This is a genomic window from Bradyrhizobium sp. BR 1432 (assembly GCF_051547705.1).
Classification (GTDB): domain Bacteria; phylum Pseudomonadota; class Alphaproteobacteria; order Rhizobiales; family Xanthobacteraceae; genus Bradyrhizobium; species Bradyrhizobium zhanjiangense.
This window is the reverse complement of the sequence record NZ_JBPUGF010000003.1, coordinates 4,645,962-4,672,607: the sequence shown is the minus strand read 5'-3', so window position 1 is coordinate 4,672,607 and position 26,646 is coordinate 4,645,962. Positions and strand designations below refer to the sequence as shown.

Below are 26,646 nucleotides of genomic sequence, written 5' to 3'. Positions count from 1 at the left end.
CCGAACGCCTTCGAGGAAAATCTCTTGCGTAAAATCTGCTCTGCCATTGCTGTGATAATCTTCGTTGCGTCCGGAGGAGTTGCGGTCGCGGACGGTCCGGGAGACCCGACCGCGGTGAAGAAGGAAGACGACGGGAAGTGGCTCGATAAGGAAGGAAACCCGACCTACAAGATTTCGGCCGACGGCACCGTGGACTGGTTCACCTATTCCGGATACCGCCGCTATCACTCAGACTGCCATGTGTGCCATGGCCCCGACGGCATGGGATCGACCTACGCACCGGCGCTGAAGGATTCCGTCAAATCGATGAGCTATGGCGACTTTATCGGCGTGATCGCCTCCGGTCGCAAGAACATCTCGACCGCGCAGGAGAACGTCATGCCGGCCTTCGGCGACAACCCGAACGTCGCCTGCTACATGGACGATCTCTATGTCTATCTGCGCGCCCGCTCCACCGACGCGTGGGGCCGGCAGCGTCCCTCCAAAAAGGAGGAGAAGACAGAAGCCTACACCAAGGCGGAAGACGCCTGCATGGGCAAGAAATGAACGTTGCCAGGATCGCCGCGACAACGTCCTGGCGTCCTACGAAGATTTGAGGAGTTTACGATGAAGACACGTGCAGCCGTTGCTTTCGAAGCCAAGAAGCCGCTCGAGATCGTCGAGGTCGACCTGGAAGGACCGAAGGCCGGCGAAGTCCTGGTCGAGATCAAGGCCACGGGCATCTGCCATACCGACGCCTATACGCTCGACGGCTTCGACAGCGAAGGAATCTTCCCGTCGATCCTGGGCCATGAGGGCGCCGGCATCATCCGCGAGATCGGTCCCGGCGTGACCTCGGTGAAACCGGGCGACCACGTCATTCCGCTCTACACGCCGGAATGCCGGCAGTGCAAAAGCTGCCTCAGCCAGAAGACCAATCTCTGCACCGCGATCCGCGCGACGCAGGGCAAGGGCGTGATGCCCGACGGCACCAGCCGCTTCTCCTACAAAGGCAAGCCGATCTACCATTACATGGGCTGCTCGACCTTCTCGAACTTCACCGTGCTGCCGGAGATCGCTGTCGCCAAGATCCGCGAGGACGCGCCGTTCGACAAGAGCTGCTACATCGGCTGCGGCGTGACCACCGGCGTCGGCGCCGTCGTCAACACTGCGAAGGTCGAGCCGGGCTCTAACGTCGTCGTGTTCGGCCTCGGCGGTATCGGCCTCAACGTGATCCAGGGCGCCAAGATGGCCGGCGCCGACAAGATCGTCGGTGTCGACATCAACGATTCCAAGGAAGATTGGGGCCGCCGCTTCGGCATGACTCACTTCGTCAACCCGAAGAAGGTCACCGGCGACGTCGTCCAGCACCTCGTCGGCCTCACCGACGGTGGCGCCGATTACACCTTCGACTGCACCGGCAACACGACGGTGATGCGCCAGGCACTGGAAGCCTGCCATCGCGGCTGGGGCACCTCGATCATCATCGGCGTCGCCGAAGCCGGCAAGGAGATTGCCACGCGGCCGTTCCAGCTCGTTACGGGACGCAATTGGCGTGGCACCGCGTTCGGCGGCGCGCGCGGCCGCACCGACGTGCCGAAGATCGTCGACTGGTACATGAACGGAAAGATCCAGATCGATCCGATGATCACCCACACGCTCAAGCTCGAAGAGATCAACAAGGGTTTTGACCTCATGCACGAGGGCAAATCCATCCGTTCCGTCGTCGTGTTCTAGCTCACTGCCATCACACCCAGGAGGATCGACCCATGACTGTTGCACTCCATCCATCGATCGACAACGGCATCAAACAAGGCAGCGGCAGCTTCGCCGGCGGCACGCTGGTCTGCAAATGCAAGGACCATCCGGTGAAGGTCGGCATCAAGGGCGACGTCGCGCACAACCACGCCTGCGGCTGCACCAAGTGCTGGAAGCCGCCGGGCGCGACCTTCTCGGTCGTCGCCGTGGTGCCGCGCCAGAACGTCACCGTGCTCGAGAACGGCGACAAGCTCCAGATCGTCGATCCCGCCGCGGTGATCCAGCGCTACGCCTGCAAGGCCTGCGGCACGCACATGTACGGCCGCATCGAGAACAAGGGCCATCCGTTCTACGGCCTCGACTTCATCCATCCCGAGCTGTTCCAGGAGCAGGGCTCGCAGGCGCCGCAATTCGCCGCCTTCGTCTCCTCTGTGATCGAATCGGGCGTGAAGCCGGAGCAAATGGCGGGCATCCGTGCGCGACTGAAGGAGATCGGGCTGGAGCCCTATGACTGCCTGTCGCCGGCGCTGATGGACGCGATCGCGACCCACGTGGCGAAATCCAAGGCCGCCTAAGAAGGCCGCCCGAGCGAGGGCCGCCGAGCCCTCTCAAGCCCTATCGGTTCGCTGGTGCCGACCACCGCCAGCGAACCGAATCGGTCCCTGTCCGGGACCGTCGCGGCGATGCCGCGCTTCTGCACCACGCGTATGTGAGGGCCATCAGCTCCTCAGTCCTGGTCTCTGAATGACTGCGCAGGGCCGCCGGCTTCCGGCTTGAAGTTCGCGGTGCTGCGTTCTCCCTCCCTCGACTGAGGCATCCTGCTTCGTCCGCGCAGTCTCTTCCTGGCGGACGAAGCTTTTTTGGTTGCGCCCGTCTCATAAGCAGCGCGGCATCAAGCCGCGCCCTGCTTTTGACAAACCATCGATGCAATCTTTCCGGGTGAGAACACTCGGCTGTGAACGCCGGTCCGGCGCGATCTCTGCTACGGTCGCGCCGTCACGATGCCGCGCGAAATGCAAACAATTAAGAACAAAACGGGAGGTATCGAGCACATCCGGACATTGCGATTTGTATTCCTGCCGCCCGCCGGGATCTGCCCGCGCGGGATAATGCGGCCGGAATGCGGCGACACGACGCAACCGGCATACGCCCGGTCGGCGTCGTTAGTTTTGAATTGAACAGGCTTATGAAGAGCGAGGGACGATCATGATCAAGGTGAAGATCAACGGCCAGGAACAGAGCTGGGACGGCGACCCGGATCTCCCGCTACTCTGGTTCCTGCGTGACGAGGCCGGACTGACCGGCACCAAATTCGGTTGCGGCCAGGCCCTGTGCGGCGCCTGCACCGTCATCGTCGACAAGCAGGCCGTGCGCGCCTGCATCACGTCGGTGAACGACGTTGCCGGACGCGAGGTCACGACGATTGAGGGACTGCACCCTACCGGCGATCACCCGGTGCAGAAGGCCTGGCGCGAGCTCAACGTGCCCCAATGCGGCTTCTGCCAGGCCGGCCAGATCATGCAGGGCGCAGCACTCTTGATGGACAACCCAAAGCCCTCGCACGACCAGATTCGCGAGGCGATGTCCGGCAACATCTGCCGCTGCGGCTGCTACCAGCGCATCGAGAACGCCGTCCATCTCGCATCGACTGGAGTGTGACATGAATTTCATCGACAATCCCCGCAAGCTTCGCGGCTTCGAAAAGCACATCAGGGTCGAGAAAGTCTCGCGCCGGAGCATCCTGAAGGGGCTCGGCGTCACCGGCGGCTTCGTGCTTGCAGCACCCGTGATGTCGCGCCAGGCATTCGCCTATGAAACAGGCGCGGGAAAGATGCCGCACGGCGTCGTGATCGATCCGCGGGTGTTCGTTTCGGTCGCCCCGGACGGCATCGTCACCATCGTCGGGCATCGTTCGGAAATGGGCACCGGCGTGCGCACCAGCCTGCCGCTGATCGTGGCCGAGGAGATGGAAGCCGACTGGTCCAGGGTCAAGGTGCAGCAGGCCCATGGCGACGAGGTCAAGTTCGGCAACCAGGACACCGACGGCTCGCGCAGCACGCGGCACTATCTGATGCCGATGCGCCAGATCGGCGCCTCGGCCCGCACCATGCTCGAGCAGGCCGCGGCCAAGCGCTGGGGCGTGCCGGCGACCGAGGTCAAGGCGGTCAATCACGATATCGTCCACGGCTCCAGCGGACGCAAGCTCGGCTTCGGCGAGCTCGCCGCCGATGCCGCCGAGGAATCGGTGCCTGCTATCGAAGGCCTCAAGCTGAAGAACCCCAAGGACTTCCGCTATCTCACCAAGGGCCAGATCGGCATCGTCGATCTCCACGACATCACCACCGGCAAGGCGCGCTACGGCGCCGACGTGCGACTGCCCGGCATGAAATATGCCGTGATCGCGCGGCCGCCGGTGACCGGCGGCAAGCTGGTCTCGTTCGATCCGGACGCGGCGCTGAAGATCGACGGCGTCGAGAAGGTGATGCAAGTGCGCGGCTGGCCATGGCCGTCGAAATTCCAGCCGCTCGGCGGCGTCGCCGTGATCGCGCGCAACACTGGTGCTGCGATCAAGGGCCGCGACGCGCTTAAGCTCGTGTGGGACGACGGCCCCAACGGCAAATACGACTCCGTCGCCTACCGCAAGGAGCTCGAGGAGGCCTCGCGCAAGCCCGGCCTCGTCCTGCGTCAGGAGGGCGATGCGGACGCGGCCTTGAAGAGCGCCGACAAGGTCATTGTCGGCGAGTACTACATCCCGCATCTCGCCCATGTCAGCATGGAGCCGCCGGTGGCGGTCGCCGACGTCAAGGGGGACAAGGCGGAGATCTGGGCGCCGGTGCAGAGCCCCGGCGGCACCCGCGAGGACGTCGCCAAGACGCTCGGCATTCCCGAAGGCAACGTCACCGTCAACGTCACACTGCTCGGCGGCGGGTTCGGACGCAAATCGAAATGCGACTTCGCGCTCGAAGCCGCGCTGCTCTCCAAGGAGCTCGGCGCGCCGGTCAAGGTGCAGTGGACGCGCGAGGACGACATCCATAACGGCTTCCTACACACCGTCTCGGTCGAACGGATCGAGGCCGGCCTCGACAAGAGCGGCAAGGTGATCGCCTGGCGTCACCGCAGCGTGGCGCCCAGCATCGCCTCGACGTTTGCCGCCGGCACCGTGCACCAGGCGCCGTTCGAGATCGGCATGGGACTCGTCGACATGCCGTTCGAGATCGCCAACATCTCCTGCGAAAATCCGGAGGCGGCCGCACATACCCGCATCGGCTGGTTCCGGTCGGTCTCGAACATCCCGCGTGCCTTCGCGGTGCAATCGATGGTCGGCGAGATCGCGCAGGCGACCGGCCGCGACCAGAAGGAGACCCTGCTCGCGCTGATCGGCAGCCCGCGGATCGTCAAGCCTGCGGTGAAGGACCTCTGGAACTACGGCGAGCCCCAGGACAGCTACCCGATCGACACCGCGCGTCTGCGCAAGGTGGTCGAGCTGGTCGCCGAAAGGGCGAATGGGGCCGTCAGGTCCCGAAGGGCCACGGCCTCGGCATCGCCGTGCACCGCAGCTTCGTCAGCTACATCGCGACCATCGTCGAGGTCGCGGTCGACGACAAGGGCAAGCTGACCGTGCCAAGGGTCGACACGGCGATCGATTGCGGCACCTATGTCAACCCCGAGCGCATTGCCTCGCAGATCGAGGGCGCGGCGATCATGGGGCTCAGCATCGCCAAATATGGCGAGATCACCTTCAAGGACGGCAAGGTCCAGCAGAAGAATTTTGACGACTTCCAGGTCGTCAGGATCGATGAATCTCCTGTGGTGACCAACGTCTACATCGTGCCGCCCGCATCAGACACGCCGCCGAGCGGCGTCGGCGAGCCCGGCGTTCCGCCGTTCGCGCCGGCGCTGATCAATGCGATCTTCGCGGCGACGGGAAAACGCATCCGCTCGCTTCCGATCGGCAAGCAATTGGAAGCGTGAGTCGGAACACAAGCGGCCTCGGGCCGTTTCGATCGATCTGACAGGAGCGGATCGATGACCGACATCTTAAAGGCGCTCGCAGTCTCGCTGTCGGGCGCCTTTCTTTTGACGACCGCCAGCGCGTTCGCCCAGAGCAACACCGCCCCGCCGACCACGGCGACGCGCCCCACAGCGCCGGACCAGAACTCCCTGCCCAACGCCAACGCCCCGCCCGCCTCGACCAGCCAGACCACCGGGCAACGCAACCCTGATCCGAAGGTTCGGGATATGAACCAGAAGGAAAAGGACAAGGTCGAGCGCCAGGGCAAGTAGCGCTCCGAGTTTGGTGCACTGATGTTGCCACGCCGTCATGGCCGGGCTGGTCCCGGCCATCCACGACCTTTGTCTCAACACGAAGAACGTGGATGCCCGGGACAAGCCCGGGCATGACGAGATTGCGCAGCAAGGGCGTCATCACTTTAGCAAGAATGCGACGGACGTTACCGTCCGCCGCATTCGCCAGCCCCCGGCTGCTCCGCCTCTTTCGATCCGCCTGCGGAGCTATTTCTTCAGCGCGAACACCCAGATGACGCCGCCCTGCGGGACGTTGGCTTCGATGCCAATGTTGTTGGTCGCAAGTGCATCCTGGATGCGCTGTGCGTCCACACCCCATCCCGACTGGATCGCGACGTACTGCGTGCCGTCGATCTCATAGGACACCGGCATGCCCATGATGCCGGAGTTGGTCTTCTGCTCCCACAACAATTCGCCGGTCTTGGCGTTGAAGGCGCGGAAGTTGCGGTCGTTGGTGCCGCCGACGAAGACGAGATCGCCTGCGGTCGCCGTCACCGATCCGAACAGTTGCGACTTCGGGAAATTGTGCTGCCAGACCTTCTTGCCCGTTGCGGGATCCCAGGCCTGGAGCTCGCCGAAATGATCCGCGCCGGGCTTCGCCTTGAGACCGATATCCTCCGGCTTGGTGCCGAGCCAGAGTTCGCCAGGCTTCAGCGCGACTTTCTCGCCGGTGAACCCACCGCAGAAATTCTCGTTGGCGGGCACGTAGACGAGGCCAGTCCTCTGGCTGTAGGCCGCCGACGGCCAATCCTTGCCGCCCCAGAGTGAGGGGCAAAACTCCACGCGCTTGCCGATCACCGGCTTGTGCGCGGGATCGACGATCGGCTTGCCGCTCTCCGGTTCGATGCCTTTCCAGACGTCCGTGGAGACGAACGGCCAGCCGGCGACATAGTTGATCTTGGTCGGCGTGCGCTCGAGCACCCAGAAGATGGCGTCGCGTCCCGGATGGACCAGGCTCTTGATGTTGCGGCCGTCGCGCTGCAGGTCGATCAGCATCGGCGCATCGACCTCATCCCAGTCCCAGGAATCGTTCTGGTGGTACTGATGATGGGTCTTGATCTTGCCGGTATTGGGATCGAGCGCGAGCACCGAGGAGGTGTAGAGATTGTCGCCGGGATGGGTTTCGCCGGGCCATGGCGCGGCGTTGCCGACACCCCAGTAGATCGTCTTGGTCTCCTTATCGTAATTGCCCGTCATCCAGGCCGAGCCGCCGCCGTTCTTCCAGTCCTCTCCCTGCCAGGTGTCGTGACCGGGCTCGCCTTCGCCGGGGATGGTGAAGGTCCGCCACAACTCCTTGCCGTCCTTGGCATCGTAGGCGGCGACATAGCCGCGCACGCCGAATTCGCCGCCGGAGCCGCCGACAATGACCTTGCCGTCGACGATCAGCGGCATCAGGGTCATGTACTGGCCCTTCTTGTAGTCCTGCACCTTGGTGTCCCACACCACCTTGCCGGTCTTGGCGTCGAGCGCGACGACGTGGTCGTCGGTGGTGGCGAGATAGAGCTTGTCTTCCCACAGGCCGACGCCGCGGCTGGTCGGATGCAGCTGGAACAGATCGTCGGGGAGCTGCCGCTTGTAGCGCCAGTATTCGTCGCCGGTCTTCGCGTTCAGCGCGATCACCTGCCCCATCGGGGTCGCCACGAACATTACGCCGTTATTGACGATCGGCGGCGCCTCGTGGCCTTCGACGACGCCCGTAGCGAAGGTCCAAGCCGGCGTGAGGTTTTTCACGTTCGAGGCGTTGATCTGGTCGAGCGGACTGTAGCCTTGCCCGTCATACGTGCGCCGGTAGAGCATCCAGTTGCCGGGTTCCGGATTTTCCAGCCGTTGCGTGGTGACCGGAGAATAATTCTCGATCGGGCCTGATATGGCGGCGGTCGAGGCAAGACACGTGAAGGCGACGAAGCCGGACAGTAACCATTGCTTCCTGGACATGGACGTTCCCCTTTTCATCCGTTTGAATTCTTGTTGTGAATTCTTGTCGTTCGTCCCGTCCGCCCATCGGCGGATGCGGCCTCTCGTGACGCGGGCACGGCCCGCACCGTCCGTCATCCTGGCTGCGCGCCACCTACCTTTCCGATGAAATTGCCGGCGACGCTGAGCGAACCGTCAGCGAGTGCCAGCGGCAGCGCCGCAAGCCGTCGCGGCGCTGGCCCGAACACGACCTGCGCGCCGGCGCGGGGATCGTATTCGGAATTGTGGCACATGCACTTGAACACCTCCTGGTCGCCGACATCGCTCTTCACCCAAGCGGTGACGGGACAGCCCGCGTGCGAGCAGATCGCCGAATAGGCGATGATGCCGTCGACGGCACGCGCACGGGTCTTCTCGTCGAGCTCGGCGGGATCGAGCTTGATGATCAGGATCTCGTTGAGGCGCGAGGCGCTGCGCACCACTGACGTGTTGGGATCCTTCGGCCAGGCATGGATCGGCGGCCCGCCGGCCGGCACATCGGCCGCAGTAATGAGTTTCCCCTCCTTGTCGCCTTCGGAGAAGACCAGCACGTCACCCTTTTGGGGTCGTTCGTCGGAGCCGGGCGGATCTTCACCCGCGCGCGCCGGTGGCGAACAGCCGAGGCAAGCGGTGCTCGCAAGCGCGCCGAGCAGCAGCGTTCGCCGCGTCTGCTCGATGCCCGCGTCGACTTCGGGTTCCGTGGAATTCTCGGAGGATGCAGAATTGGGAGTGAACGATGAGCGCGACATGCACGCTAGCAGGCGCTGGAACTCTGCCGAAAACAAGGCGAAGAGTTGGCGCCGCAGTGCATCAATATGGCTTTGCTCGCTTTGATTGAGCGAGGGTGAACGCATTCAAGCGCGTTTTCGCAATTTCAACGTCATGCCACGCGATTGGCATGATGATTTTGCAGATCAGGCCGATGCTGTTGGAATTGGTGCACCGCGATCTCAGTCGCAACGCAAAAGCGAAGCAAAGGAGCTGCGTATTTTGCAGACAGGCCGATCAGTCGTCAGGACCGGAGCACGTGACGCGGAGACGCGATACGGCCTGCGACTGTCGCCGACGCCATTTCGAAACTGTCGGCGATGCGCCGTGCCTTGTCGATGAAGAGCGCGGCCGCCGCCGGCGGGCAGACCTCGCGCGCAGTCTGCTCGAACAGGTCGAGCCAGCGATCGAAATGATCGCCAACCAGGCTCAGCGGCAAATGCGCCCGCATCGGCGAGCCATGATAGCAGCCGCTCATCAGGACGACCGACGACCAGAAATCCCTGAGCTTGACGAGATGCTCATCCCAGTTCAGGACGATCGCAAAGACCGGACCGAGCAGTGCGTCCTCGCGCACGCGTCCGTAGAAGCGGGTGACGAGTTCCCCGATCATCTCCTCGGTGATCCCGGTGCGCTCGATCGCATCCTGGGTGAGCAGGTTCCGCCGCGCAGCCGCCGCCTCGCGCTCGGCCTTCAGTCGATCCGACATGTCCTTCGTTATCCGTTCCGATGTTCCCGCGATCCGCCCATTCGACATTGTCGGGCCAATTGCGCGCGGCGTCTTTGTCGCAGCGCAAATTGCGGAATCTGGCGGCGGACGCTGAGTGCCCGCCGCCGATGCCTTTCTTCAGGCGCTATAGATGTAGAAGCCCTGCCCGGTCTTGCGGCCGAGATGGCCGGCATCGACCATTTCCTTGAGCAAGGGGGCTGCACGGTATTTGGGGTCGTTGAAGCCTTTGTAAAAGACCTCCATCACCGAAAGCATGGTGTCGAGGCCGACGAGATCGGCCAGCGCAAGCGGCCCGATCGGATGGTTGCAGCCGAGCTTCATGCCGGCGTCGATCTCTTCCGCCGTCGCGATGCCTTCCTGGAGCGCGAAGATCGCCTCGTTGATCATCGGACAGAGGATGCGGTTGACGGCGAAGCCCGGGCTGTTCTTGGCCGTGATCGCCACCTTGCCGACGCGCTTGGCGAAATCCAGCGCCTTGGCGTGGGTGTCGTTGGAGGTCTGCAGGCCGCGGATGAGCTCGAGCAGGGCCATTACCGGCACGGGGTTGAAGAAGTGCATGCCGATGAACCGGTCGGGACGATCGGTTGCCGCGGCGAGCTTGGTGATCGAGATCGAGGAGGTGTTGGTCGCCACCAGTGTGCGCGGCGACAGCGTCGCGCAAAGATCCTTCAGGATCTTGACCTTGAGCTCCTCGTTTTCGGTCGCCGCCTCGATGACGAGGTCGCAATCCGACAGCTTCGACCGGTCGGTCGTGCCGGTGATGCGCTTGAGCGTCGCCTCGCGATCGGCAGCCGACATCTTCTCCTTCTTGACCAGCCGCTCGAGACTGCCACCGACGGTCGAAAGTCCGCGGTTCACCGCAGCATCGGAAATGTCGACCATCACGACCGAAAGCCCGGCCGCCGCGCAGACCTGCGCGATGCCGTTCCCCATGGTCCCTGCCCCGATGATGCCAACGGTTTGGATCATTGCCTCACATCCTTCATTCTTGGGGGGCCAGGACGGCCCAGCCCTGTTGTTCCTGCACCAGGGTCTAGCACCCCCACCGGGCGGGTGCGACCTGATCGTGCCCCTTCCATAAAGCATCCGAGGCGGGAATAAAGCGCCAAGCGCTGAACGGCGGCGACCGACCGTCAAATCGAGATTGGGCTAGACCCACCACAATCTCGATTGACAGCCGCTCGTTATTTCCATAATCGTTGAAATATGGAAATGAACGATGCCGTCGCGGCGCTCGCCGCGCTTGCACAGGACAACCGTCTTGAGGTCTTCCGCCTGCTGGTGCAGGCCGGCCCCGACGGCATGACTGCCGGCGCGGTCGCCGAAACGCTGGATCTCGCCCCCAACACACTGACCTTCCATTTCGACCGGCTGCGGACGGCCCGAACTCGTGACCGTCCGGCGCGAGGGACGCTCGATGATCTATGCGGCGCGGTTCGAGACCATGAACGCGCTCGTCGGTTTCCTGACCGAGAACTGCTGCGGCGGCGTGTCGTGCGCTCCGGCGACGCCTTCGAAACCCGCGCGAAAGCGCAGCAAAGTGCCAGCCTGAAAGGACCGACCATGAAGCGCCTGCACGTTCACGTATCCGTCGAGGATCTCTCCCACTCGATCGGGTTCTACTCCGCCTTGTTCGCCAGCGAGCCCTCGGTCGTGAAATCCGACTATGCCAAATGGATGCTGGAAGACCCCCGCGTGAATTTTGCGATCTCGACGCGTGGCCGCGCGGCTGGCCTTGACCATCTCGGCATCCAGGTCGAGACCGGCGAGGAACTCCAGGAAGTCTATGCGCGGCTGCGCCGGGCCGGCGGCAACGTGGTCGAGCAAGGGCAGATCACCTGCTGCTATGCCAAGTCGGAGAAATCCTGGATTGATGATCCAGCCGGCATCGCCTGGGAAACCTTCTACACCACGGGCGAGAGCACCGATTACGGCGACGGCAGCGGCGAGAACCGGGCGCGCGTCGCTCACGAGAAGCAGGAGCAGCAATCGGCCTGCTGCGCGCCGCAGGCAGCGCCCACAGCGTCGCAGGCGTGCTGCTGAGCACGAGGATTCCACCATGGATGCGATCATCTATCACAATCCCGATTGCGGCACCTCGCGCAACACACTGGCGATGATCCGGAACGCCGGCATCGAGCCGCACGTGATCGAATACCTGAAGACGCCGCCATCGCGGACGCTGTTGCAGCAGCTCATCGCGCGCATGGGAATTTCGGTGCGCGAGGCGGTTCGCGAGAAGGCGGCGCCCTATGCGGAGCTCGGGCTCGACAACGCGGCGCTGACCGACGATCAGCTGCTCGACGCCATGATGGCGCATCCAATCCTGATCAACAGGCCGATCGTGGTGACGCCGAACGGCGTCAGGCTCTGCCGCCCCTCCGAACGGGTGCTCGATCTGCTGCCGGCGCAACAAGGCGAATTCGTCAAGGAAGATGGCGAGCGCGTCAGGCTCGATCGCGGCGCCTGATGCCGGGCCTGGGACAGCGTGCCTTCGCCGAATCGCTAGGGACGGCGTTTCTGCTCGCCGCCGTCGTCGGCTCGGGGATCATGGCGCAAAAGCTCGCCGGCGGAAACGTCGCGCTGGCACTGCTGTGCAATACGATTGCCACGGGCGCAATCCTCGTCGTGCTGATCCTGATGCTCGCTCCGATCTCGGGAGCGCATTTAATCCAGCGGTGACGCTGGCCCTGGCTTTGCGCGGCGAAACGTCATGGACGGACGCCGCGATCTATCTTGTCGCTCAGGTGGGCGGCGGCATCGCCGGTGTTGAGATCGCACATCTGATGTTCGAGCTTCCAGTTCTCCAGCGTTCGCTCACGGAACGCGCCGGCGCCGGACAATGGCTGGCCGAGGCAGTGGCGACCTTCGGCCTGCTGTCGACGATCCTTGGCGTCCGGTATCGGACACCCGCCGCGGTTCCTTATGCCGTCGGCCTCTACATTACTTCGGCTTACTGGTTCACGTCATCCACGTCGTTCGCCAATCCCGCGGTCACCATCGCCCGCGCGCTGTCTGATACGTTCGCGGGTATCGCCCCGCGAGACGTGCCAGGCTTCATCGCCGCTCAATTCGTCGGGGCAGTTCTTGCCGTTGTGCTGGCGCGCTGGCTTTGGAGCCCAGCCTCTGTAAAACCGAACGCCACCCCGATCGCGTCGGGAAAGCCTGCATAACGCGGCACTTGACGGTTATTTTCCGCTAAATCGCCTGTCCAAATCGTCTCGCCCGAGTATTCTGTCGATGTCAAAAGACTCGCAGAGACCAATCCGTGATGCGATTGCGCGATATCGACGATCCCGACGCATCCTGCCCGACGCGAAAGCGTCCGGCCGGATGAACGATTTCGCACGATCCACCGGTGCGGCCTTCACGCTGATCGGCGAAGCCGACGCCGAACTGCTCGGCATCGTCGCCTTGTCGGTGCGCGTCAGCTTGACCGCGAGCATCGTCGCGCTGCTGATCGGTGCACCATTCGGGGCCCTGCTTGCGATCACGCGCTTCCGCGGACGTCAGGTCATCATCATCCTGACCAATGCCTTGCTCGGCCTGCCGCCGGTCGTGGTCGGGCTCGCGCTCTACCTCCTGCTGTCGCGGTCCGGCCCGCTCGGGGCGGGAGGACTATTGTTCACACCGACCGCCATGGTGATCGCACAGACGCTGCTCGCGACGCCGATCGTGGTGGCACTGGTGCACCGTCCGGCTAGCCTGCTGTGGGCGGAGTATGGCGATCTGGCGCGGATCGACGGACTGTCTGCTCTGCGCAGCATGGCACTGCTGTTTGCACTCGGCCGGACCTCGCTGCTGACGGCTTTTCTCGCGGCTTTCGGCCGCGCCATCGCGGAAGTCGGCGCCATCATCATCGTCGGCGGCAACATACGGGGCTTCACCCGCACGATGACAACGGCGATCGCGCTGGAGACCAGCAAGGGCGACCTGCCGCTGGCGTTGGGGCTCGGGCTGATCCTGCTCGCGCTCAGCGTCGCGGTGTCGACCATCGCATTCTTGCTAGTGGGACGCGTTGGGGAAAAATAGCTGCTCGCCGCCCACCTTGTAGCCTGCGATCGCATCCTGCCCATTCGATGAGATGAGCCAGTCGATGAAGGCCTGCCCGTCCTTCGCCTTGACGTTCGGATGCTTTGCCGGATTCACCAGCATGACGCCATACTGGTTGAACAGTCGCTTGTCGCCCTCGGTCAGGATGGCAAGTTCGCCCCTGTTCTTGAACGAGAGCCAGGTGCCGCGGTCCGACAGAAGATAGGCATTCGACGACGAGGCCATGTTGAGCGCCGGTCCCATGCCCTGGCCGATCTCCCGATACCAGCCGTCCTTGCCGGCTCCGATGTCGACACCCGCTTCCTTCCACAATCGCAGCTCGGCCGCATGGGTGCCGGATTTGTCGCCGCGCGAGATGAACGGCGCTTTCGCAGCCGCAATCTTGCGCAGCGCATCAGTGACCTCCTTGCCGCCGGCGATCTTCGCGGGATCGCTCTTTGGACCGACGATGACGAAGTCGTTGTACATGACGTCGAAGCGCTTCACGCCCTGGCCTTCGGACATGAACTTGTCCTCGGCAGCCCTATCATGAACGAACACCACGTCGGCATCGCCGCGCCGCCCGATGTCAAGAGCCTGGCCGGTGCCGACGGCAACGACCTTCACCTCGATGCCCTCGGCCTTCGAGAACAGCGGCAGCAGATAGCCGAACAGCCCCGACTGTTCCGTCGACGTTGTCGAGGCCACGGTGATGGTGCGATCCTGCGCGAAAGCGATGGTGGACCAGAGCAGAACCGCTCCGATGGCAGCAATCTTTCTCATACGTCCTCCCTAAACGAATGATGAGGGTCCTGAATAGCCGCTGGCGATGAAGACGGGAACCCCGACGTTAGGCCGCAAAGAGTTGAAGCGGTGGTGATAGATCGGCAGGAACGTCGTTGGCGGAGGCGGATTGTCCGGGATGCCAAGTCAAGGAGAATCCAATGAAGAAGATCATTCTGGCATCCGCGTGCATCATGGCGCTGGCGACCGGTAGCGCCTTCGCGCAGACACAACCTGCTCCAGGCGCATCCAGTCAGGGCGAGGTTGGTCCCTCTTCGCGGGGGCCCGCGACCAAAGGCATGACGACGGGCCGCGCATCGAACATGCAGAACGAGGCCAGCGACAGCAAGGGCGCACAGTCGCCATCCGCAGGTGGCACCAATACGAATAACATGGGCAGCCAGGCCGGCGGCGGCGCGGGTTCTGGCAGCGGTGCAGGCTCCGGTTCCGGCGGGAAATAGCGCGAGAGAGGACGTTGCAGCTTCATTGGGGGTTCGCTGCCAAGCACGAGCCCCCCACTCATGCCGATCGCTAACCACCGCTATTCGCACGTTTGGCGTCCGCTTCGGAATTCGCTCTTCCAGTTGAGCTGGGCCGTCACCAGACGATCGCGCAACGCGCACGATGGCGCGCGGATGTTCTGCAATTGGTCCCACCTAGATTGACATCGGTGTGACGGCCGGGGCAGTTTTTCACATTGCTGACGAATCAGCGATTGCCTCACGCCGAGTACCTCCTGGACAACTCCCAGTGCTTTCGAGACTGATATCGTTGCTGCGCCGCATCCCTGCGGTGAAATGGGCGTTCACCCGGCTTCGGCCCCTGCCGCACAGCGGCAGTGTCGACGTCGCACCGAGTGCCGCAAGCGACTCACCCGGCGTCACCTCCGAAATTGCAGAAGCAGCTCCGCCTCTCGACACCGGTCTCAGCACCGCTCCGTGCTGCAGCGATGCCGAGATCGCGGTCGCGACTCCGGTCGCAGGGAATGATACCGTCATCGCGGAAAGCTCGTCGGCAGCGCCAATCGATGTCGACGTCAGCGACCATCCAACCCTGGAGACGCCGGCAGACGTCGAACCGGTCGTCATCGCAGAGGTTGCGGCCTCGTCGGCCGAGAGCGACCCGGTTGATGTTCCTGAAGTCATCAGCAACGATCCGCCCGCAGACCTCCCGGCGAACGTTGACCCCGCCGTCGTGGACGAGGCAGCGGTCGCAACCGCCACCGTCGAGGTCGAGCCGGTCGATGTTCCCGAGCCCATCATCAGCAGCAATCCAGCTTGCGAACTCCGGGCCAACGTCGCGGAGGAGGTGCCGGTCGCGGCCGGCGAGGTCGCGATTGCCTCGGCTGACACACCCGTTCTCATCGTCAACGATGACACTTCCGCCGGCCTCCCAGGGGATGTTGAGCTGGCCGTCGTGGACGACTCGCGTGTCGCGCTTGCCGATAGCCAAGTCTCGGCGGAGGATATTGCCGAGAGCAGCATCGACAGGGCTGCGTCTCCCAGTGTCGCCGTAGAGATCGAGCCCGGCTTCGCCGGCGATTCCGCGCTTGTCGCAACGATCGTCGCAGCGGACGCTTCCGCCAACACACCGATCGTCCTCACGGATGTCGCGCCGGAGCCGATCCTCGAGTCTCCCGCTGCGAAGACACCCAGCACGCGGAAGCCTCGGCCAAAGGTCGCAGAGCCCACCGACCGCGCCGCGTTGATCCGGCAGCGCTGGGCCGAGACCGGGATCAGGATGTGGAATCCGCGCCTGCACGGCACCGGCGATGCCACTCTCAACATCCAGGGCAGTGTCGGACTGCTGCCGCCGGCGCCCGGCGAGACGATGCCGCGCTACGACAAGCTGGAATTCAGGATGCTCGGCGGGCAGATCGTCTGCGAGGGCGTCATCGTCGAGGCGCCTGCGCATGCGAGCCAGCGCAGTTTCACCCGGCTCGCCGAGCCTGGGAAAAACGACCGCGCCCGCGAGCCGGCGCGGGAGCGCCAGGCCGCGCTCGCCTGATCCTTTCTTCTGCGGCACACCGGTGCGATGTGCTAGGTTGATGTCCCGACATGGGAGATCGCATATGCGCGCAAGGTCATTGTCTCTGATCCTGATCGCCGCCTTCTGCATCTCGCAGCCCGCTTGGGCCGCGGGCAAACGGCCACGTCATGCGGCTACTCCTGCCACCGATCCGGCCGCGCCTTACAAGGCCGATCGGCTCTCTTCCTCGCACGGCGAGACGATCCTCAACACGCCCGGCCAGACCACCGTGCTGACGCGGCAGGTCCTCGACGACATGAATGCGACGAGCCTCCGGGACGCCATGCGCTCGACCGCCGGCGTGACGATCGGGCGCTAGGCGTCTCGCACCGCTTTCGGCCGACCGGCGTTGTTCCCGCCCGAGCACATCCATATTTCCAGGCACGAAGCAGTTGCCCGCAACGCCGGCCACGACGTAGCTTGCGCACCGGTCGAGCCACACGACGTCCGCGCCCGATCAAAACGACAAGAACACTGTGGGAGGCAAACTATGACGAAGCTCGCGGCCGCGCTGTGCGCGCTGGCATTGTTCGCAACGGGCGCGCAGGCGCAGACCATCAAGGATTTCCTGGCGACGGCCATGCAGAAGTGGACAGCGCCGTTCGAGCCGTTCCAGCTCATCGGCAACATCTACTATGTCGGAACCGGCGGCATCGCCGTCTATGTCATCAAGACGTCGCAGGGTCTGATCCTGATGGATACCGCGATGCCCCAGTCGACCGGCATGATCAAGGACAATATCGCGAAACTCGGCTTCAAGGTCGCCGACATCAAGATCATCCTCAACACGCATGCGCATCTCGACCACACTGGCGGTTTTGCCGAGATCAAGAAGGAGACCGGCGCGCAGCTCGTGGCCGGCGAGCGCGACAAGCCGCTGCTCGAAGGCGGCTATTATCCCGGCGACGAGAAGAACGAGGACCTCGCCTTCCCCGCGGTGAAGGTCGACCGCACGGTGAAGGAAGGCGACAAGGTCACGCTCGGCGACGTCACGCTGACGGCGCATGCAACGCCCGGCCACTCGCCGGGCTGCACGAGCTGGGAGATGAGCGTCAAGGACGGCGATCAGAACCGCGAGGTGTTGTTCTTCTGTAGCGGCACGGTTGCGCTGAACAGGCTGGTCGGTCAGCCGACCTATCCCGGCATCGTCGGCGACTATCGCGCGACATTCGCCAAGGCCAAGGCGATGAAGATCGACGTGCTGCTCGGGCCGCATCCGGAGGTCTATGGCATGCAGGCCAAGCGCGCGCAGATGAAGGACGGCGCGCCGAACCCGTTCGTCACCCCCGGGGAGCTTGCAACCTACGTCACCGGCCTGTCGGAGGAGTTCGACAAGCAACTCGCCAAGCAGACGGCCGCGCTGGAGAAAAAATAGCGGCTATCAGACGCCGCACCACACCGTCGCCCGAATGGACACGTGGTGCGGCATACGTTATGCCGCCGCACATGGTTAGCAGAACGTAGCCGCACGGCTTTGACCGGCGGCGAAGCGCCCGGCTCTGCCGCCGCAACATCCTTAACAGACCCTCACCAATGCACGCCGACGGAAAATGCCGCAGTCACGTGCAACCTGCGCTGGCTTTTCCCGTGGAACCCACCTAACGCGACCTTTACCCGCGCCATGCAAGATCGCCCGGTTTTGAAGGACCCGGGGCGCGTATTGCAATGCCTGTTGCCGATTTGAAGTCTCATCTCGCCGCCGCGATGCGGCTGTTTCGCGTGCCGGCCGACAACCCGGATCTGACACGCGCGCAGTTCGACGCCTTCTCCAAACAGGTCCCGCTCCTCTACTTCCTGCTTATGAGCAACTCGATCGCGGTCGCCTACACCTATGTGAACGTGGCGCCGGACTGGCTCACGATGATCGTGCCTTCTGTGCTGACCGTGCTCGCGGCGCTCCGTACGTTCTGGTGGCTGCGTCAGCGCCACATCGTGCGCAGCGATGCCGACATCCTGCGCAATCTGCGCGCCACCAACTGGCTGACACTGCCGATCGGTGCCGGCTTCACCGTCTGGTCATTCGCGCTCTACCCCTACGGCGATCCGTTCGCCAAGAGCCAAGTCGCCTTCTACATGGCGGTCACCGTGATCGGCTGCATCTTCTCGCTGATGCATCTACGCTCGGCGGCGCTGATCGTGACGCTGATCGTCGACGTGCCCTATGTGTTGTTCTTCTTCACTACGGGCGAGCCGACGCTGAAGGCGATCGCCGTCAACAATTTGCTGGTCTCGGGCGCGATGGTGACGGTGCTGTTCATCTACTACCGCGACTTCGCCGATCTCGTCGCGAGCCGCAAGTCGCTGCTTGCGCAGCAGGCGGCGACACAGGCGCTCTCGGACGAGAACTTCCGCCTTGCCAATCTCGATTCCCTCACCGAGCTGCCGAACCGCCGCCGCTTCTTCGCCGAGCTGTCGAGCGCCTTTACCGATGCCGAGCGCAGGAGCGTTCGCGTCGCGGTCGGGATCATCGACCTCGACGGTTTCAAGCCGATCAACGACAATTACGGCCATACTGTCGGCGACCGCGTCCTGATCGAGGCGGGCCGCCGCATCCGCGAAGTCTGCGAGGGCTTTGGCCCGCAGCGCGTGGAATTCGCAAGGCTCGGCGGCGACGAGTTTGGCCTCGTCGTGTGCGGCGATCCCGATGATGCCGATCTGATGCGGCTCGGCGAGCGCATCGGCAGCCAGGTCAAGCTGCCCTACCAGCTCGACACCGCCCATACCGGGCTGTCCTGCTCGATTGGTTTTGCGCTGTTCCCGACCTCGGCGACGACGTCGGAAGCGCTCTATGAATGCGCCGACTACTCGCTGTATCACGCCAAGCGCCATCTGCGCGGCCGCACCGTGATCTTCTCGAGCGAGCTGGAGGCAGAGATCCGCAGCCGCGGCGTCATCGAGAATTTGCTCCGCAGTGCGGATTTCAGCACCGAGATGGACCTGGTGTTCCAGCCGATCGTGGACGCCATGAGCGAGCACACCGCCGGCTTCGAAGTCCTGGCGCGTTGGCACAGCTCCCGCCTTGGCCTGGTTTCCCCGGCCGATTTCATTCCCGCCGCCGAGCGCATCGGCCTGATCCGGCCGCTGACGCAGGCGCTGCTGGTTCGCGCGCTCGCGACCGCCAGGACCTGGCCTGATCACATCCGCCTGTCGTTCAACCTCTCTGCCCACGACGTCTGCGCGGCCGAAGGCATCCTGCCGCTGATCGCCATCATCGAGAAGAGCGGGCTGCCGCCGCACCGGATCGATTTCGAGATCACCGAGACCGCCGTCACTTTCGACTTCGTGCGCGCGCAGCAGTCGATCGCGACGCTGAAGGCAATGGGCTGCGGCATTTCGCTGGATGATTTCGGCACCGGCTATTCCTCACTCAGCCACGTGCACCGGCTGCCGCTCGACAAGATCAAGGTCGACCGCAGCTTCGTCGCCGACATCAACGACAATCCTGTGAGCTACAAGATCATCAAGTCGCTCACGGGCCTGTGCGACGACATGGAGATCGCCTGCGTCGCCGAGGGCGTCGAGACTCGTGCTCAGCTCGACACCCTGCGCCGCCTGGGGTGTGACTTCATCCAGGGTTATTATTTCGCAAAGCCCATGCCGGCCGACGCGATCGGCGACTATCTCGCCAAGGAACAGCTGCGCCTCGACGGCGCCGGCGCCAAGGTCGTGGCCTGAGGCGCGGCTACTTCGCCAAGCTCGGCAGATCGAGACCCTTGTCACGGGCGCAGTCGATCGCAATGTCATAACCCGCGTCGGCATGGCGCATCACGCCGCTGGCGGGATCGTTCCAGAGCACGCGCTCGATGCGCTTTGCGGCTTCCGGCGTGCCATCGGCGACGATCACCATGCCGGCGTGCTGCGAATAGCCGATGCCGACGCCACCGCCATGGTGTAGCGAGACCCAGGTCGCACCGCTGGCGCAATTGAGCAGCGCGTTGAGCAAGGGCCAGTCGGATACCGCGTCCGATCCATCCTTCATCGCCTCGGTCTCGCGGTTGGGGCTTGCCACCGAGCCGCTGTCGAGATGATCGCGGCCGATGACGATCGGCGCTTTCAATTCGCCGCGCGCCACCATCTCATTGAAGGCAAGGCCGAGCCGATGGCGATCGCCGAGGCCGACCCAGCAGATCCGCGCCGGCAGGCCCTGGAACTTGATGCGCGCCTTGGCCATGTCGAGCCAATTGTGCAGATGCTTGTCGTCAGGCATCAGCTCCTTGACCTTGGCGTCGGTCTTGAAGATGTCCTCGGGATCGCCCGAGAGCGCGGCCCAGCGGAACGGCCCGACGCCGCGGCAGAACAGCGGACGAATATAGGCCGGAACGAAGCCTGGGAAATCGAAGGCGTTCTTCAGGCCCATATCCTGCGCCATCTGGCGGATGTTGTTGCCGTAGTCGAGCGTCGGAATGCCCTGCGCGTGGAAATCCAGCATAGCCTTCACGTGCTCGACCATCGACGTCTTCGAGGCACGCTCGACCGACTTCGGGTCGGATGCGCGCTTGGCTTCCCATTCGGCCAGCGTCCAGCCCTTGGGCAGATAACCGTTGATCGGATCGTGCGCGCTGGTCTGGTCGGTGACGATGTCGGGCTTCACGCCGCGGCGCACCAGCTCCGGGAAGATCTCGGCGGCATTGCCGAGCAGGCCGACCGAGACCGCCTTCTTCGTCTTCGCGGCCTCTTCCATGATGGCGAGCGCTTCGTCGAGGGTTGCGGCCTGCCGATCGAGATAGCCGGTGCGTAAGCGCATCTCGATGCGGCTCGGCTGGCATTCGACCGCGAGCATCGAAGCACCGGCCATGGTCGCAGCCAGCGGCTGCGCGCCGCCCATGCCGCCGAGGCCGGCGGTGAGAATCCATTTGCCGGCGAGGCTGCCGCCATAATGGCGACGACCGACCTCGACGAAGGTTTCGTAGGTGCCCTGCACGATGCCCTGGCTGCCGATATAGATCCAGGAGCCTGCAGTCATCTGGCCGTACATCATCAGGCCCTTCCGATCGAGCTCGTTGAAATGATCGAGCGTCGCCCAGTGCGGCACGATGTTGGAGTTCGCGATCAAGACACGCGGCGCGTCGGCATGGGTGCGGAAGACACCGACCGGTTTTCCGGATTGGATCAGCAAGGTCTGGTCGTTTTCGAGCTTGCGCAAGGCCGCCGTGATCCGGTCGAAGCTCTCCCAGTCGCGCGCGGCGCGGCCGATGCCGCCATAGACGACGAGCTCGCTCGGCCGCTCCGCCACATCGGGATCGAGATTGTTCATCAGCATGCGCAAGGGCGCTTCCGTCAGCCAGCTCTTGGCGCTGATCTCGCTGCCGCGGGGCGCGCGGATGGTACGGTCATTGTCCAGTCGGCGGTTCATGCGGACCTCTTAGTCAAGTCTCGGAAACGGATCGGATGGAAGTGCGGTGATCGCGATCGCCGGCAGCGCGTCGGCCTCGATCAGCGCAGCTGCCTTGGCGAGATCGCCTGCCATGTAGCGGTCGGCACCGAGTGCGGGCACTTGTTCACGAAGCGCGGCAATGACGGCAACGAGCGGCGCGCTGGTCGCATGCGGCGCGCGCAGCGTGATGCCTTGGGCGGCAACCAGGAGCTCGATGCCGAGAATGGCGGTGAGATTGTCGGCCATGTCGGACAGGCGCCGCGCGGCATGCGCGGCCATCGAGACGTGATCTTCCTGGTTGGCGCTGGTCGGCGTCGAATCGATCGAGCAGGCGAGCGCGCGCTGCTTGTTCTCGGCATAGAGCGCGGCCGCCGTGACCTCGGCGATCATGAAGCCGGAATTGAGGCCGGGGTCGGGCGTCAGGAACGGCGGCAAACCGAAATTGAGCGCGGGGTCGACCAGCGTCGCGATGCGCCGCTCGCTGATCGCGCCGATCTCCGATAGCGCGAGCGCAATCGCGTCGGCGGCAAAGGCCACCGGCTCGGCGTGGAAATTGCCGCCGGAGACGATCTCGCCGGTCTCGACCAGCACCAGCGGATTGTCGGTGACGGCGTTGGCCTCGATGATCAGCGTGCGCGCCGCCTGCGTGATCAGGTCGAGCGCCGCGCCCGCGACCTGCGGTTGGCAACGCAGGCAATAAGGGTCCTGCACGCGCTCGTCGCCTTCGAGATGCGACAGGCGGATGTCGCTGCCGTCGAGCAGCGCCGTCAACGTCGCCGCCGCGGCGATCTGCCCGGCATGACCGCGTAGCGCCTGGATTTCAGGGCGGAACGGTGCCGTCGAGGCCATCGCGGCATCCACCGACAATGCGCCGGTCACGAGCGCTGCGCGGGCCAGGCGAAACGCACGCAGCACGCCGGAGATCGCGTAGGCCGTCGACAATTGCGTGCCGTTGATCAGCGCGAGGCCTTCCTTGGGCCCGAGCGTCAGCGGCGCAAGGCCGGCGGCCTTTAGTGCCTCAACGCCGGATACAGTTTTCCCGTCAATGATGGCCTGCCCTTCGCCGATCATCACTGCCGTCATATGCGCAAGCGGTGCAAGATCGCCGGAGGCGCCCACGGAGCCTTGCTGCGGCACCAGCGGATAGACACCCCGCGCCAGCATTGCCTGCAGTTGCTCGATCACCTCGCTGCGCACGCCGGAGGCGCCGCGGCCGAGCGAGACGATCTTCAGCGCCATCATCAGCCGCACGATCGATTCGGGTGTCGCCGGGCCGACGCCGCAGCAGTGCGAGACGATCAGGTTGCGCTGGAGCAGCGCGGTCTGGTCCGGCGGAATGCGCTTCGACGCAAGCTTCCCGAAGCCGGTGTTGATGCCATAGACCGGGACATCCGCGCGCGCGGCTCTTGCGACGATCTCCGCCGCGGCTTCGACGCGCGGCCAGAATGAGGGATCGAGCACGACGGGCGCACCATCGAGCACGCAGGCGAGATCATCGAGACTGACCGTCCCCGGTCTGACGACGATCGCTGTGTCCTGCTCCGTCACTGCCCCCTCCATATCCGCTCGTGCAGCGGATTGAAGCCGATGCGGTAGACCAGCTCGGCCGGCCGCTCGATGTCCCAGATCGCGAGGTCGCACCATTTGCCGGCCTCCAACGTGCCGGTCTCATCCAGCACATCAAGCGCCCGCGCCCCCTCGCGCGTCACGCCGGCAAGGCATTCGGTCACTGTCATCCGGAACAGGGTCGCCCCCATGTTCATCACGAGCAGCAGCGAGGTCAGCGGCGAGCTGCCCGGATTGCAGTCGGTCGCCAGCGCCATGTGGACGCCAAGCCTGCGAAACGTCTCGACCGGCGGCTTTTGCGTCTCGCGGATGAAGTAGAAGGCGCCGGGCAGCAGCACCGCCACCGTTCCGGCCTTCGCCATCGCGGCAGCGCCGGCTTCGTCGGTGTGCTCGAGATGATCGGCCGAGAGCGCCGAGAATTTCGCGGCAAGCGCGGCACCGCCGAGATTCGAGAGCTGGTCGGCATGGAGCTTGACTGGAAGTCCAAGCCCCCTCGCCGTCTCGAACACCCGCGCGGTCTGCTCGGCGGAGAACGCGATGCCCTCCATGAAGGCATCGACGGCATCGGCAAGGCCTGCCTTAGCGACCGCGGGCAGCATCTCCTTGCACACGAGATCGATGTAACGATCCTTGTTGCCCTCCGCCTCCGGCGGCAGTGCATGCGCGCCAAGGAAGGAGGTGCGGATCGCAACCGGCCGCTGGCCACCGAGGCTGCGCGCAGCGGCAAGCTGACGCATCTCGGTTTCGGTATCGAGGCCGTAGCCGGACTTGATCTCGACCGTGGTTGCGCCCTCGGCGATCAATGCATCGAGCCGCGGCAGCGCGCCTGCGACGAGCTCGGCCTCGCTCGCCTTCCGCGTCGCAGCCACCGTCGAGACGATGCCGCCGCCGGCGCGCGCGATCTCCTCGTAGCTCGCCCCCTTCAGGCGCAGCTCGAACTCGTGCGCGCGGTTGCCCCCATAGACCAGATGGGTATGGCAATCGACGAGGCCGGGCGTGATCCAGCGTCCCTCGCAATCGATCCTCTCGGCCGCATCGGCATCCGACGGAAAATCGGTCTGCGCATCCGCATAGACGATACGGCCGCCGCGCGTGGCGATTACGCCCCGCTCGATCTCGCCAAGGTCAGGACGGTCAGCCCGCATCGTGGCGAGCCGGGCATTGTGCCAGATCCGGTCGAAGCGCTCTGCCATGCAACGGCCCCTTCGTGGGATGCTTGACTTATATGTCTAGACATATAATCGTGAGGCGGTTCTGTCCAGCCGGCGTGTAATCATGACCCGACTGCATTTCGCCTCCGCGCTCCTGCCCTCGGGCTGGGCCAATGACGTGCAGGTGGTCATCACCGCCGGCGCGATCGCGGCGGTGACGCCGAATGTGGCGCCGGCGGCCGGCGACGAGCGCCACGCCATCGCGCTTCCGGGATTGGCGAGCCTGCACAGCCACGCGTTCCAGCGCGGCATGGCGGGCCTCGCCGAGTTGCGCGGCGACAGCACCGATACCTTCTGGACCTGGCGCGAGACGATGTATCGCTTCGCGCTGGCGATGACGCCGGATGACGTCGTGGCGGTCGCGACGCTGCTCTATGTCGAGATGTTGGAGCAGGGTTTTACCCGCGTCGGCGAATTCCACTATCTCCATCATGATCGCGATGGCTCGCCCTACGCTGATCTCGGCGAGATGGCCGCGCGCATCGCACAGGCTGCCGAAGCGTCAGGCATTGCGCTGACACTGCTGCCAAGTTTTTATGCGCATGGCTCCTTCGGCGGCGCAGCGCCGCATGGCGGCCAGCGCCGCTTCATCTGCTCGGTCGATCAGTTCGCCGCCCTGATGACTGCATCACGCACGGCCATCGCAACATTGCCGGGCGCCAATATCGGCATCGCGCCGCACAGCTTGCGCGCGGTGACGCCGGACGAACTCACAGCGATCATTCCGCTGGCCGATGGCGGACCGGTGCACATTCATGCCGCCGAACAGGTGAAGGAAGTCGAGGATTGCCTGGCATGGTCGAGCCAGCGGCCGGTGCAATGGCTGCTGGAGCACGCGCCCGTCGATCAACGCTGGTGCCTCATCCACGCCACCCACACGACGGATGCGGAAGTCACCGCATTCGCCAAGACCGGCGCGGTCGCGGGTCTCTGCCCCATCACGGAAGCGAGCCTCGGCGACGGCATCTTTCCGGCGCGCGAATTTCTCGCGGCCGGCGGCGCGTTCGGTGTCGGCACCGATTCCAACGTGCTGGTCGGCGTCGCCGACGAGTTGCGCCAGCTCGAATACGGTCAGCGTCTGAAGCATCGTCAGCGTAACGTACTCTCCAGCGGTGCGGGGCGCTCGACGGGACGCACGCTGTTCGATCATGCGCTCGCGGGCGGCGCGCAGGCGATGGCACAGACGACCGTCGGCCTCGCGCCGGGTGCGCGCGCTGACATCGTCACGCTCGACACGGCACATCCGTCGCTGGCGGGGCGCGCACGCGACGCCATCATCGACGGCTGGATCTTCGCGGCCGGCGGCGGCGCGATCGATTGCGTTTGGGCCGGCGGCGCCAAGGTCGTCGAGAATGGCCGGCACAAGCTGCGCCAAGCCGCACGCGAGCGCTTCAACGCCTCCATCCGGAGGCTCGTCGCATGAGCCTCGCGACCGGTGCGACCGACAAGCCGACGCTCTACAAGCGAATCCGCGCCGATATTGAAAAGCGCATTTTGACCGGCGAATGGCCGCCCGGGCATCGCATCCCCTTCGAGCACGAGCTGGTCGCACGCTACGGCTGCTCGCGCATGACGGTGAACAAGGCGCTGTCGGAGCTGGCGCAGGCCGACCTGATCGAGCGACGGCGGCGCGCCGGCTCCTTCGTGCGCCGGCCGCAGCATCAGTCCGCCGTGCTCAAGATCGCCGACATCCGCGCCGAAATCATCGCGCTCGGCCGCGCTTACGGCTACGAGCTGATCGGCCGCAAGCTGCGCACGGCGACCGCCGCTGACCGCGACCGCCTCGGCGTCAAGAAGGCCGGCAAGGTGGTCGCGATCGCCTGCCGGCACAGCGCCGACAACGTGCCCTTCGCCGTCGAGGACAGACTGATCGATCTGTCGTCCGTGCCGAATGCTGCGACGGCAGACTTCTCGCGCGAGCCGCCGGGCTCGTGGCTGCTCCACCATGTGCCGTGGACGGAGGCCGAGCATACCATCAGCGCCATCGTTGCGGACGATCGCGCGGCGAAGGCGCTCGACATCGCAATCGGCGCGCCCTGCCTCGTGATCGATCGCTACACCTGGCGCAGCGCGCGCACGATCACCGCGGTGCGCCTGCTTTATCCCGGTGACTCTCACCGCCTTGTCGCCCGATTCAAGGGAGGCTGAGAGAATAATGT

At 64.6% G+C, this 26,646-nt stretch carries 23 protein-coding genes and 2 pseudogenes; 17 read left to right on the top strand and 8 right to left on the bottom strand.

Translation table 11 applies throughout. The features are described from left to right. The first annotated feature begins 54 nt into the window (after window positions 1–54). From ACSKB8_RS22395 to ACSKB8_RS22370, 6 genes and pseudogenes are all read left to right on the top strand, one after another. Window positions 55–546 (top strand): c-type cytochrome, methanol metabolism-related, encoded by a 492-nt coding sequence (locus tag ACSKB8_RS22395; protein WP_091896454.1) that lies wholly within the window; start codon window positions 55–57, stop codon window positions 544–546. Window positions 547–606: 60 nt separating this feature from the next. After that, window positions 607–1,716 (top strand): S-(hydroxymethyl)glutathione dehydrogenase/class III alcohol dehydrogenase, encoded by a 1,110-nt coding sequence (locus tag ACSKB8_RS22390; protein ID WP_128945313.1) that lies wholly within the window; start codon window positions 607–609, stop codon window positions 1,714–1,716. A gap of 32 nt (window positions 1,717–1,748) precedes the next feature. After that, a complete protein-coding gene (gfa, locus tag ACSKB8_RS22385; protein ID WP_438106429.1) occupies window positions 1,749–2,312 on the top strand; it encodes an S-(hydroxymethyl)glutathione synthase in 564 nt (187 codons plus the stop codon). A 631-nt stretch (window positions 2,313–2,943) separates the two neighbouring features. Continuing rightward, complete coding sequence (locus ACSKB8_RS22380) at window positions 2,944–3,396, top strand: (2Fe-2S)-binding protein (protein WP_091896387.1); 453 nt, start codon at window positions 2,944–2,946, stop codon at window positions 3,394–3,396. 1 nt (window position 3,397) lies between these two features. Continuing rightward, a pseudogene (locus tag ACSKB8_RS22375) lies at window positions 3,398–5,709 on the top strand (molybdopterin cofactor-binding domain-containing protein). A gap of 54 nt (window positions 5,710–5,763) precedes the next feature. Then, entirely contained in the window at window positions 5,764–6,021 is a 258-nt protein-coding gene (locus ACSKB8_RS22370) for a hypothetical protein (RefSeq protein WP_438106427.1), read from the top strand. A 228-nt stretch (window positions 6,022–6,249) separates the two neighbouring features. Here ACSKB8_RS22370 and ACSKB8_RS22365 read toward each other — a convergent pair whose 3' ends face one another. The 4 genes from ACSKB8_RS22365 to ACSKB8_RS22350 all read right to left on the bottom strand — a co-directional run bounded on the left by ACSKB8_RS22365 (window position 6,250) and on the right by ACSKB8_RS22350 (window position 10,462). After that, window positions 6,250–7,977 carry a methanol/ethanol family PQQ-dependent dehydrogenase gene (locus ACSKB8_RS22365; RefSeq protein ID WP_370987743.1) on the bottom strand — a complete coding sequence of 576 codons (1,728 nt, stop codon included), beginning with the start codon at window positions 7,975–7,977 and terminating at the stop codon, window positions 6,250–6,252. Between the two features lie 113 nt (window positions 7,978–8,090). Further along, a complete protein-coding gene (locus tag ACSKB8_RS22360; RefSeq protein ID WP_438106425.1) occupies window positions 8,091–8,744 on the bottom strand; it encodes a ubiquinol-cytochrome c reductase iron-sulfur subunit in 654 nt (217 codons plus the stop codon). A gap of 263 nt (window positions 8,745–9,007) precedes the next feature. Continuing rightward, the gene (locus tag ACSKB8_RS22355; protein ID WP_370987741.1) at window positions 9,008–9,472 is read right to left on the bottom strand and encodes a group III truncated hemoglobin; all 465 of its coding nucleotides are present in this window, start codon (window positions 9,470–9,472) and stop codon (window positions 9,008–9,010) included. A 138-nt stretch (window positions 9,473–9,610) separates the two neighbouring features. Further along, window positions 9,611–10,462 carry a 3-hydroxybutyryl-CoA dehydrogenase gene (locus ACSKB8_RS22350; RefSeq protein WP_438106423.1) on the bottom strand — a complete coding sequence of 284 codons (852 nt, stop codon included), beginning with the start codon at window positions 10,460–10,462 and terminating at the stop codon, window positions 9,611–9,613. A 243-nt stretch (window positions 10,463–10,705) separates the two neighbouring features. Between ACSKB8_RS22350 and ACSKB8_RS22345 the strand changes: the two genes are divergently transcribed. The 4 genes and pseudogenes from ACSKB8_RS22345 to ACSKB8_RS22330 all read left to right on the top strand — a co-directional run bounded on the left by ACSKB8_RS22345 (window position 10,706) and on the right by ACSKB8_RS22330 (window position 13,525). Next, window positions 10,706–11,536 (top strand): ArsI/CadI family heavy metal resistance metalloenzyme, encoded by an 831-nt coding sequence (locus ACSKB8_RS22345; RefSeq protein WP_438106421.1) that lies wholly within the window; start codon window positions 10,706–10,708, stop codon window positions 11,534–11,536. 16 nt (window positions 11,537–11,552) lie between these two features. Then, window positions 11,553–11,963 (top strand): arsenate reductase (glutaredoxin), encoded by a 411-nt coding sequence (gene arsC, locus ACSKB8_RS22340; protein WP_091896359.1) that lies wholly within the window; start codon window positions 11,553–11,555, stop codon window positions 11,961–11,963. Beyond that, window positions 11,963–12,666: pseudogene (locus ACSKB8_RS22335) on the top strand (MIP/aquaporin family protein). Before arsC ends, ACSKB8_RS22335 begins: the two are co-directional and overlap by 1 nt. Window positions 12,667–12,826: 160 nt before the next feature. Next, window positions 12,827–13,525 carry an ABC transporter permease gene (locus ACSKB8_RS22330; RefSeq protein ID WP_091896353.1) on the top strand — a complete coding sequence of 233 codons (699 nt, stop codon included), beginning with the start codon at window positions 12,827–12,829 and terminating at the stop codon, window positions 13,523–13,525. Here ACSKB8_RS22330 and ACSKB8_RS22325 read toward each other — a convergent pair. Continuing rightward, window positions 13,499–14,308: a substrate-binding domain-containing protein gene (locus ACSKB8_RS22325; protein WP_438106419.1), complete on the bottom strand. Its 810-nt coding sequence runs from the start codon at window positions 14,306–14,308 to the stop codon at window positions 13,499–13,501. The two genes, ACSKB8_RS22330 and ACSKB8_RS22325, sit on opposite strands and share 27 nt — an antisense overlap. Before the next feature lie 161 nt (window positions 14,309–14,469). Here ACSKB8_RS22325 and ACSKB8_RS22320 point away from each other — a divergent pair, with 161 nt between their 5' ends. From ACSKB8_RS22320 to ACSKB8_RS22300, 5 genes are all read left to right on the top strand, one after another. After that, window positions 14,470–14,769, top strand: coding sequence for a hypothetical protein (locus ACSKB8_RS22320; RefSeq protein WP_370987735.1), 300 nt, complete (start codon window positions 14,470–14,472; stop codon window positions 14,767–14,769). Window positions 14,770–15,079: 310 nt separating this feature from the next. Beyond that, window positions 15,080–16,315, top strand: a complete 1,236-nt coding sequence (locus ACSKB8_RS22315) for a hypothetical protein (protein ID WP_438106418.1) — start codon at window positions 15,080–15,082, stop codon at window positions 16,313–16,315. Between the two features lie 64 nt (window positions 16,316–16,379). Further along, window positions 16,380–16,655, top strand: a complete 276-nt coding sequence (locus ACSKB8_RS22310) for a TonB-dependent receptor plug domain-containing protein (protein ID WP_438106416.1) — start codon at window positions 16,380–16,382, stop codon at window positions 16,653–16,655. Window positions 16,656–16,826: 171 nt separating this feature from the next. Next, window positions 16,827–17,711, top strand: a complete 885-nt coding sequence (gene blaBJP, locus ACSKB8_RS22305) for a BJP family subclass B3 metallo-beta-lactamase (RefSeq protein WP_438106414.1) — start codon at window positions 16,827–16,829, stop codon at window positions 17,709–17,711. A gap of 290 nt (window positions 17,712–18,001) precedes the next feature. Next, window positions 18,002–20,011 (top strand): putative bifunctional diguanylate cyclase/phosphodiesterase, encoded by a 2,010-nt coding sequence (locus ACSKB8_RS22300; protein ID WP_438106412.1) that lies wholly within the window; start codon window positions 18,002–18,004, stop codon window positions 20,009–20,011. 7 nt (window positions 20,012–20,018) lie between these two features. Here the strand turns inward: ACSKB8_RS22300 and hutU are convergent, their stop codons facing one another. The 3 genes from hutU to hutI are packed head-to-tail and all read right to left on the bottom strand — an operon-like array spanning window position 20,019 to window position 24,469. Next, window positions 20,019–21,689, bottom strand: a complete 1,671-nt coding sequence (gene hutU / locus ACSKB8_RS22295; protein WP_438106410.1) for a urocanate hydratase — start codon at window positions 21,687–21,689, stop codon at window positions 20,019–20,021. 9 nt (window positions 21,690–21,698) lie between these two features. Next, complete coding sequence (gene hutH / locus ACSKB8_RS22290; RefSeq protein WP_438106409.1) at window positions 21,699–23,258, bottom strand: histidine ammonia-lyase; 1,560 nt, start codon at window positions 23,256–23,258, stop codon at window positions 21,699–21,701. After that, on the bottom strand, window positions 23,255–24,469 hold the full coding sequence (gene hutI / locus ACSKB8_RS22285) for an imidazolonepropionase (RefSeq protein ID WP_438106407.1): 1,215 nt from the start codon (window positions 24,467–24,469) through the stop codon (window positions 23,255–23,257). The genes hutH and hutI overlap by 4 nt, the downstream gene beginning before the upstream one ends. An 82-nt stretch (window positions 24,470–24,551) precedes the next feature. On the opposite strand from hutI, the gene ACSKB8_RS22280 reads away from it, so the two are divergent. Next, window positions 24,552–25,910, top strand: a complete 1,359-nt coding sequence (locus tag ACSKB8_RS22280) for a formimidoylglutamate deiminase (RefSeq protein ID WP_438106405.1) — start codon at window positions 24,552–24,554, stop codon at window positions 25,908–25,910. Next, on the top strand, window positions 25,907–26,635 hold the full coding sequence (gene hutC / locus ACSKB8_RS22275; RefSeq protein WP_128932434.1) for a histidine utilization repressor: 729 nt from the start codon (window positions 25,907–25,909) through the stop codon (window positions 26,633–26,635). The genes ACSKB8_RS22280 and hutC overlap by 4 nt, the downstream gene beginning before the upstream one ends. The last annotated feature ends 11 nt before the right edge of the window (window positions 26,636–26,646 follow it).

Bases quoted from the DNA above. Each gene is read 5' to 3' on its own strand.
- ACSKB8_RS22330 (WP_091896353.1), top strand. From the start codon at position 12,827: ATGAACGATTTCGCACGATCCACCGGTGCGGCCTTCACGCTGATCGGC.
- hutC (WP_128932434.1), top strand. From the start codon at position 25,907: ATGAGCCTCGCGACCGGTGCGACCGACAAGCCGACGCTCTACAAGCGA.
- hutU (WP_438106410.1), bottom strand. From the start codon at position 21,689: ATGAACCGCCGACTGGACAATGACCGTACCATCCGCGCGCCCCGCGGC.
- ACSKB8_RS22390 (WP_128945313.1), top strand. From the start codon at position 607: ATGAAGACACGTGCAGCCGTTGCTTTCGAAGCCAAGAAGCCGCTCGAG.
- ACSKB8_RS22280 (WP_438106405.1), top strand. From the start codon at position 24,552: ATGACCCGACTGCATTTCGCCTCCGCGCTCCTGCCCTCGGGCTGGGCC.
- ACSKB8_RS22360 (WP_438106425.1), bottom strand. From the start codon at position 8,744: ATGTCGCGCTCATCGTTCACTCCCAATTCTGCATCCTCCGAGAATTCC.
- arsC (WP_091896359.1), top strand. From the start codon at position 11,553: ATGGATGCGATCATCTATCACAATCCCGATTGCGGCACCTCGCGCAAC.
- ACSKB8_RS22365 (WP_370987743.1), bottom strand. From the start codon at position 7,977: ATGTCCAGGAAGCAATGGTTACTGTCCGGCTTCGTCGCCTTCACGTGT.
- ACSKB8_RS22300 (WP_438106412.1), top strand. From the start codon at position 18,002: ATGCCTGTTGCCGATTTGAAGTCTCATCTCGCCGCCGCGATGCGGCTG.
- ACSKB8_RS22320 (WP_370987735.1), top strand. From the start codon at position 14,470: ATGAAGAAGATCATTCTGGCATCCGCGTGCATCATGGCGCTGGCGACC.
- ACSKB8_RS22355 (WP_370987741.1), bottom strand. From the start codon at position 9,472: ATGTCGGATCGACTGAAGGCCGAGCGCGAGGCGGCGGCTGCGCGGCGG.
- ACSKB8_RS22380 (WP_091896387.1), top strand. From the start codon at position 2,944: ATGATCAAGGTGAAGATCAACGGCCAGGAACAGAGCTGGGACGGCGAC.
- ACSKB8_RS22310 (WP_438106416.1), top strand. From the start codon at position 16,380: ATGCGCGCAAGGTCATTGTCTCTGATCCTGATCGCCGCCTTCTGCATC.
- ACSKB8_RS22350 (WP_438106423.1), bottom strand. From the start codon at position 10,462: ATGATCCAAACCGTTGGCATCATCGGGGCAGGGACCATGGGGAACGGC.
- ACSKB8_RS22345 (WP_438106421.1), top strand. From the start codon at position 10,706: ATGAACGATGCCGTCGCGGCGCTCGCCGCGCTTGCACAGGACAACCGT.
- blaBJP (WP_438106414.1), top strand. From the start codon at position 16,827: ATGACGAAGCTCGCGGCCGCGCTGTGCGCGCTGGCATTGTTCGCAACG.
- ACSKB8_RS22370 (WP_438106427.1), top strand. From the start codon at position 5,764: ATGACCGACATCTTAAAGGCGCTCGCAGTCTCGCTGTCGGGCGCCTTT.
- hutI (WP_438106407.1), bottom strand. From the start codon at position 24,469: ATGGCAGAGCGCTTCGACCGGATCTGGCACAATGCCCGGCTCGCCACG.
- ACSKB8_RS22325 (WP_438106419.1), bottom strand. From the start codon at position 14,308: ATGAGAAAGATTGCTGCCATCGGAGCGGTTCTGCTCTGGTCCACCATC.
- gfa (WP_438106429.1), top strand. From the start codon at position 1,749: ATGACTGTTGCACTCCATCCATCGATCGACAACGGCATCAAACAAGGC.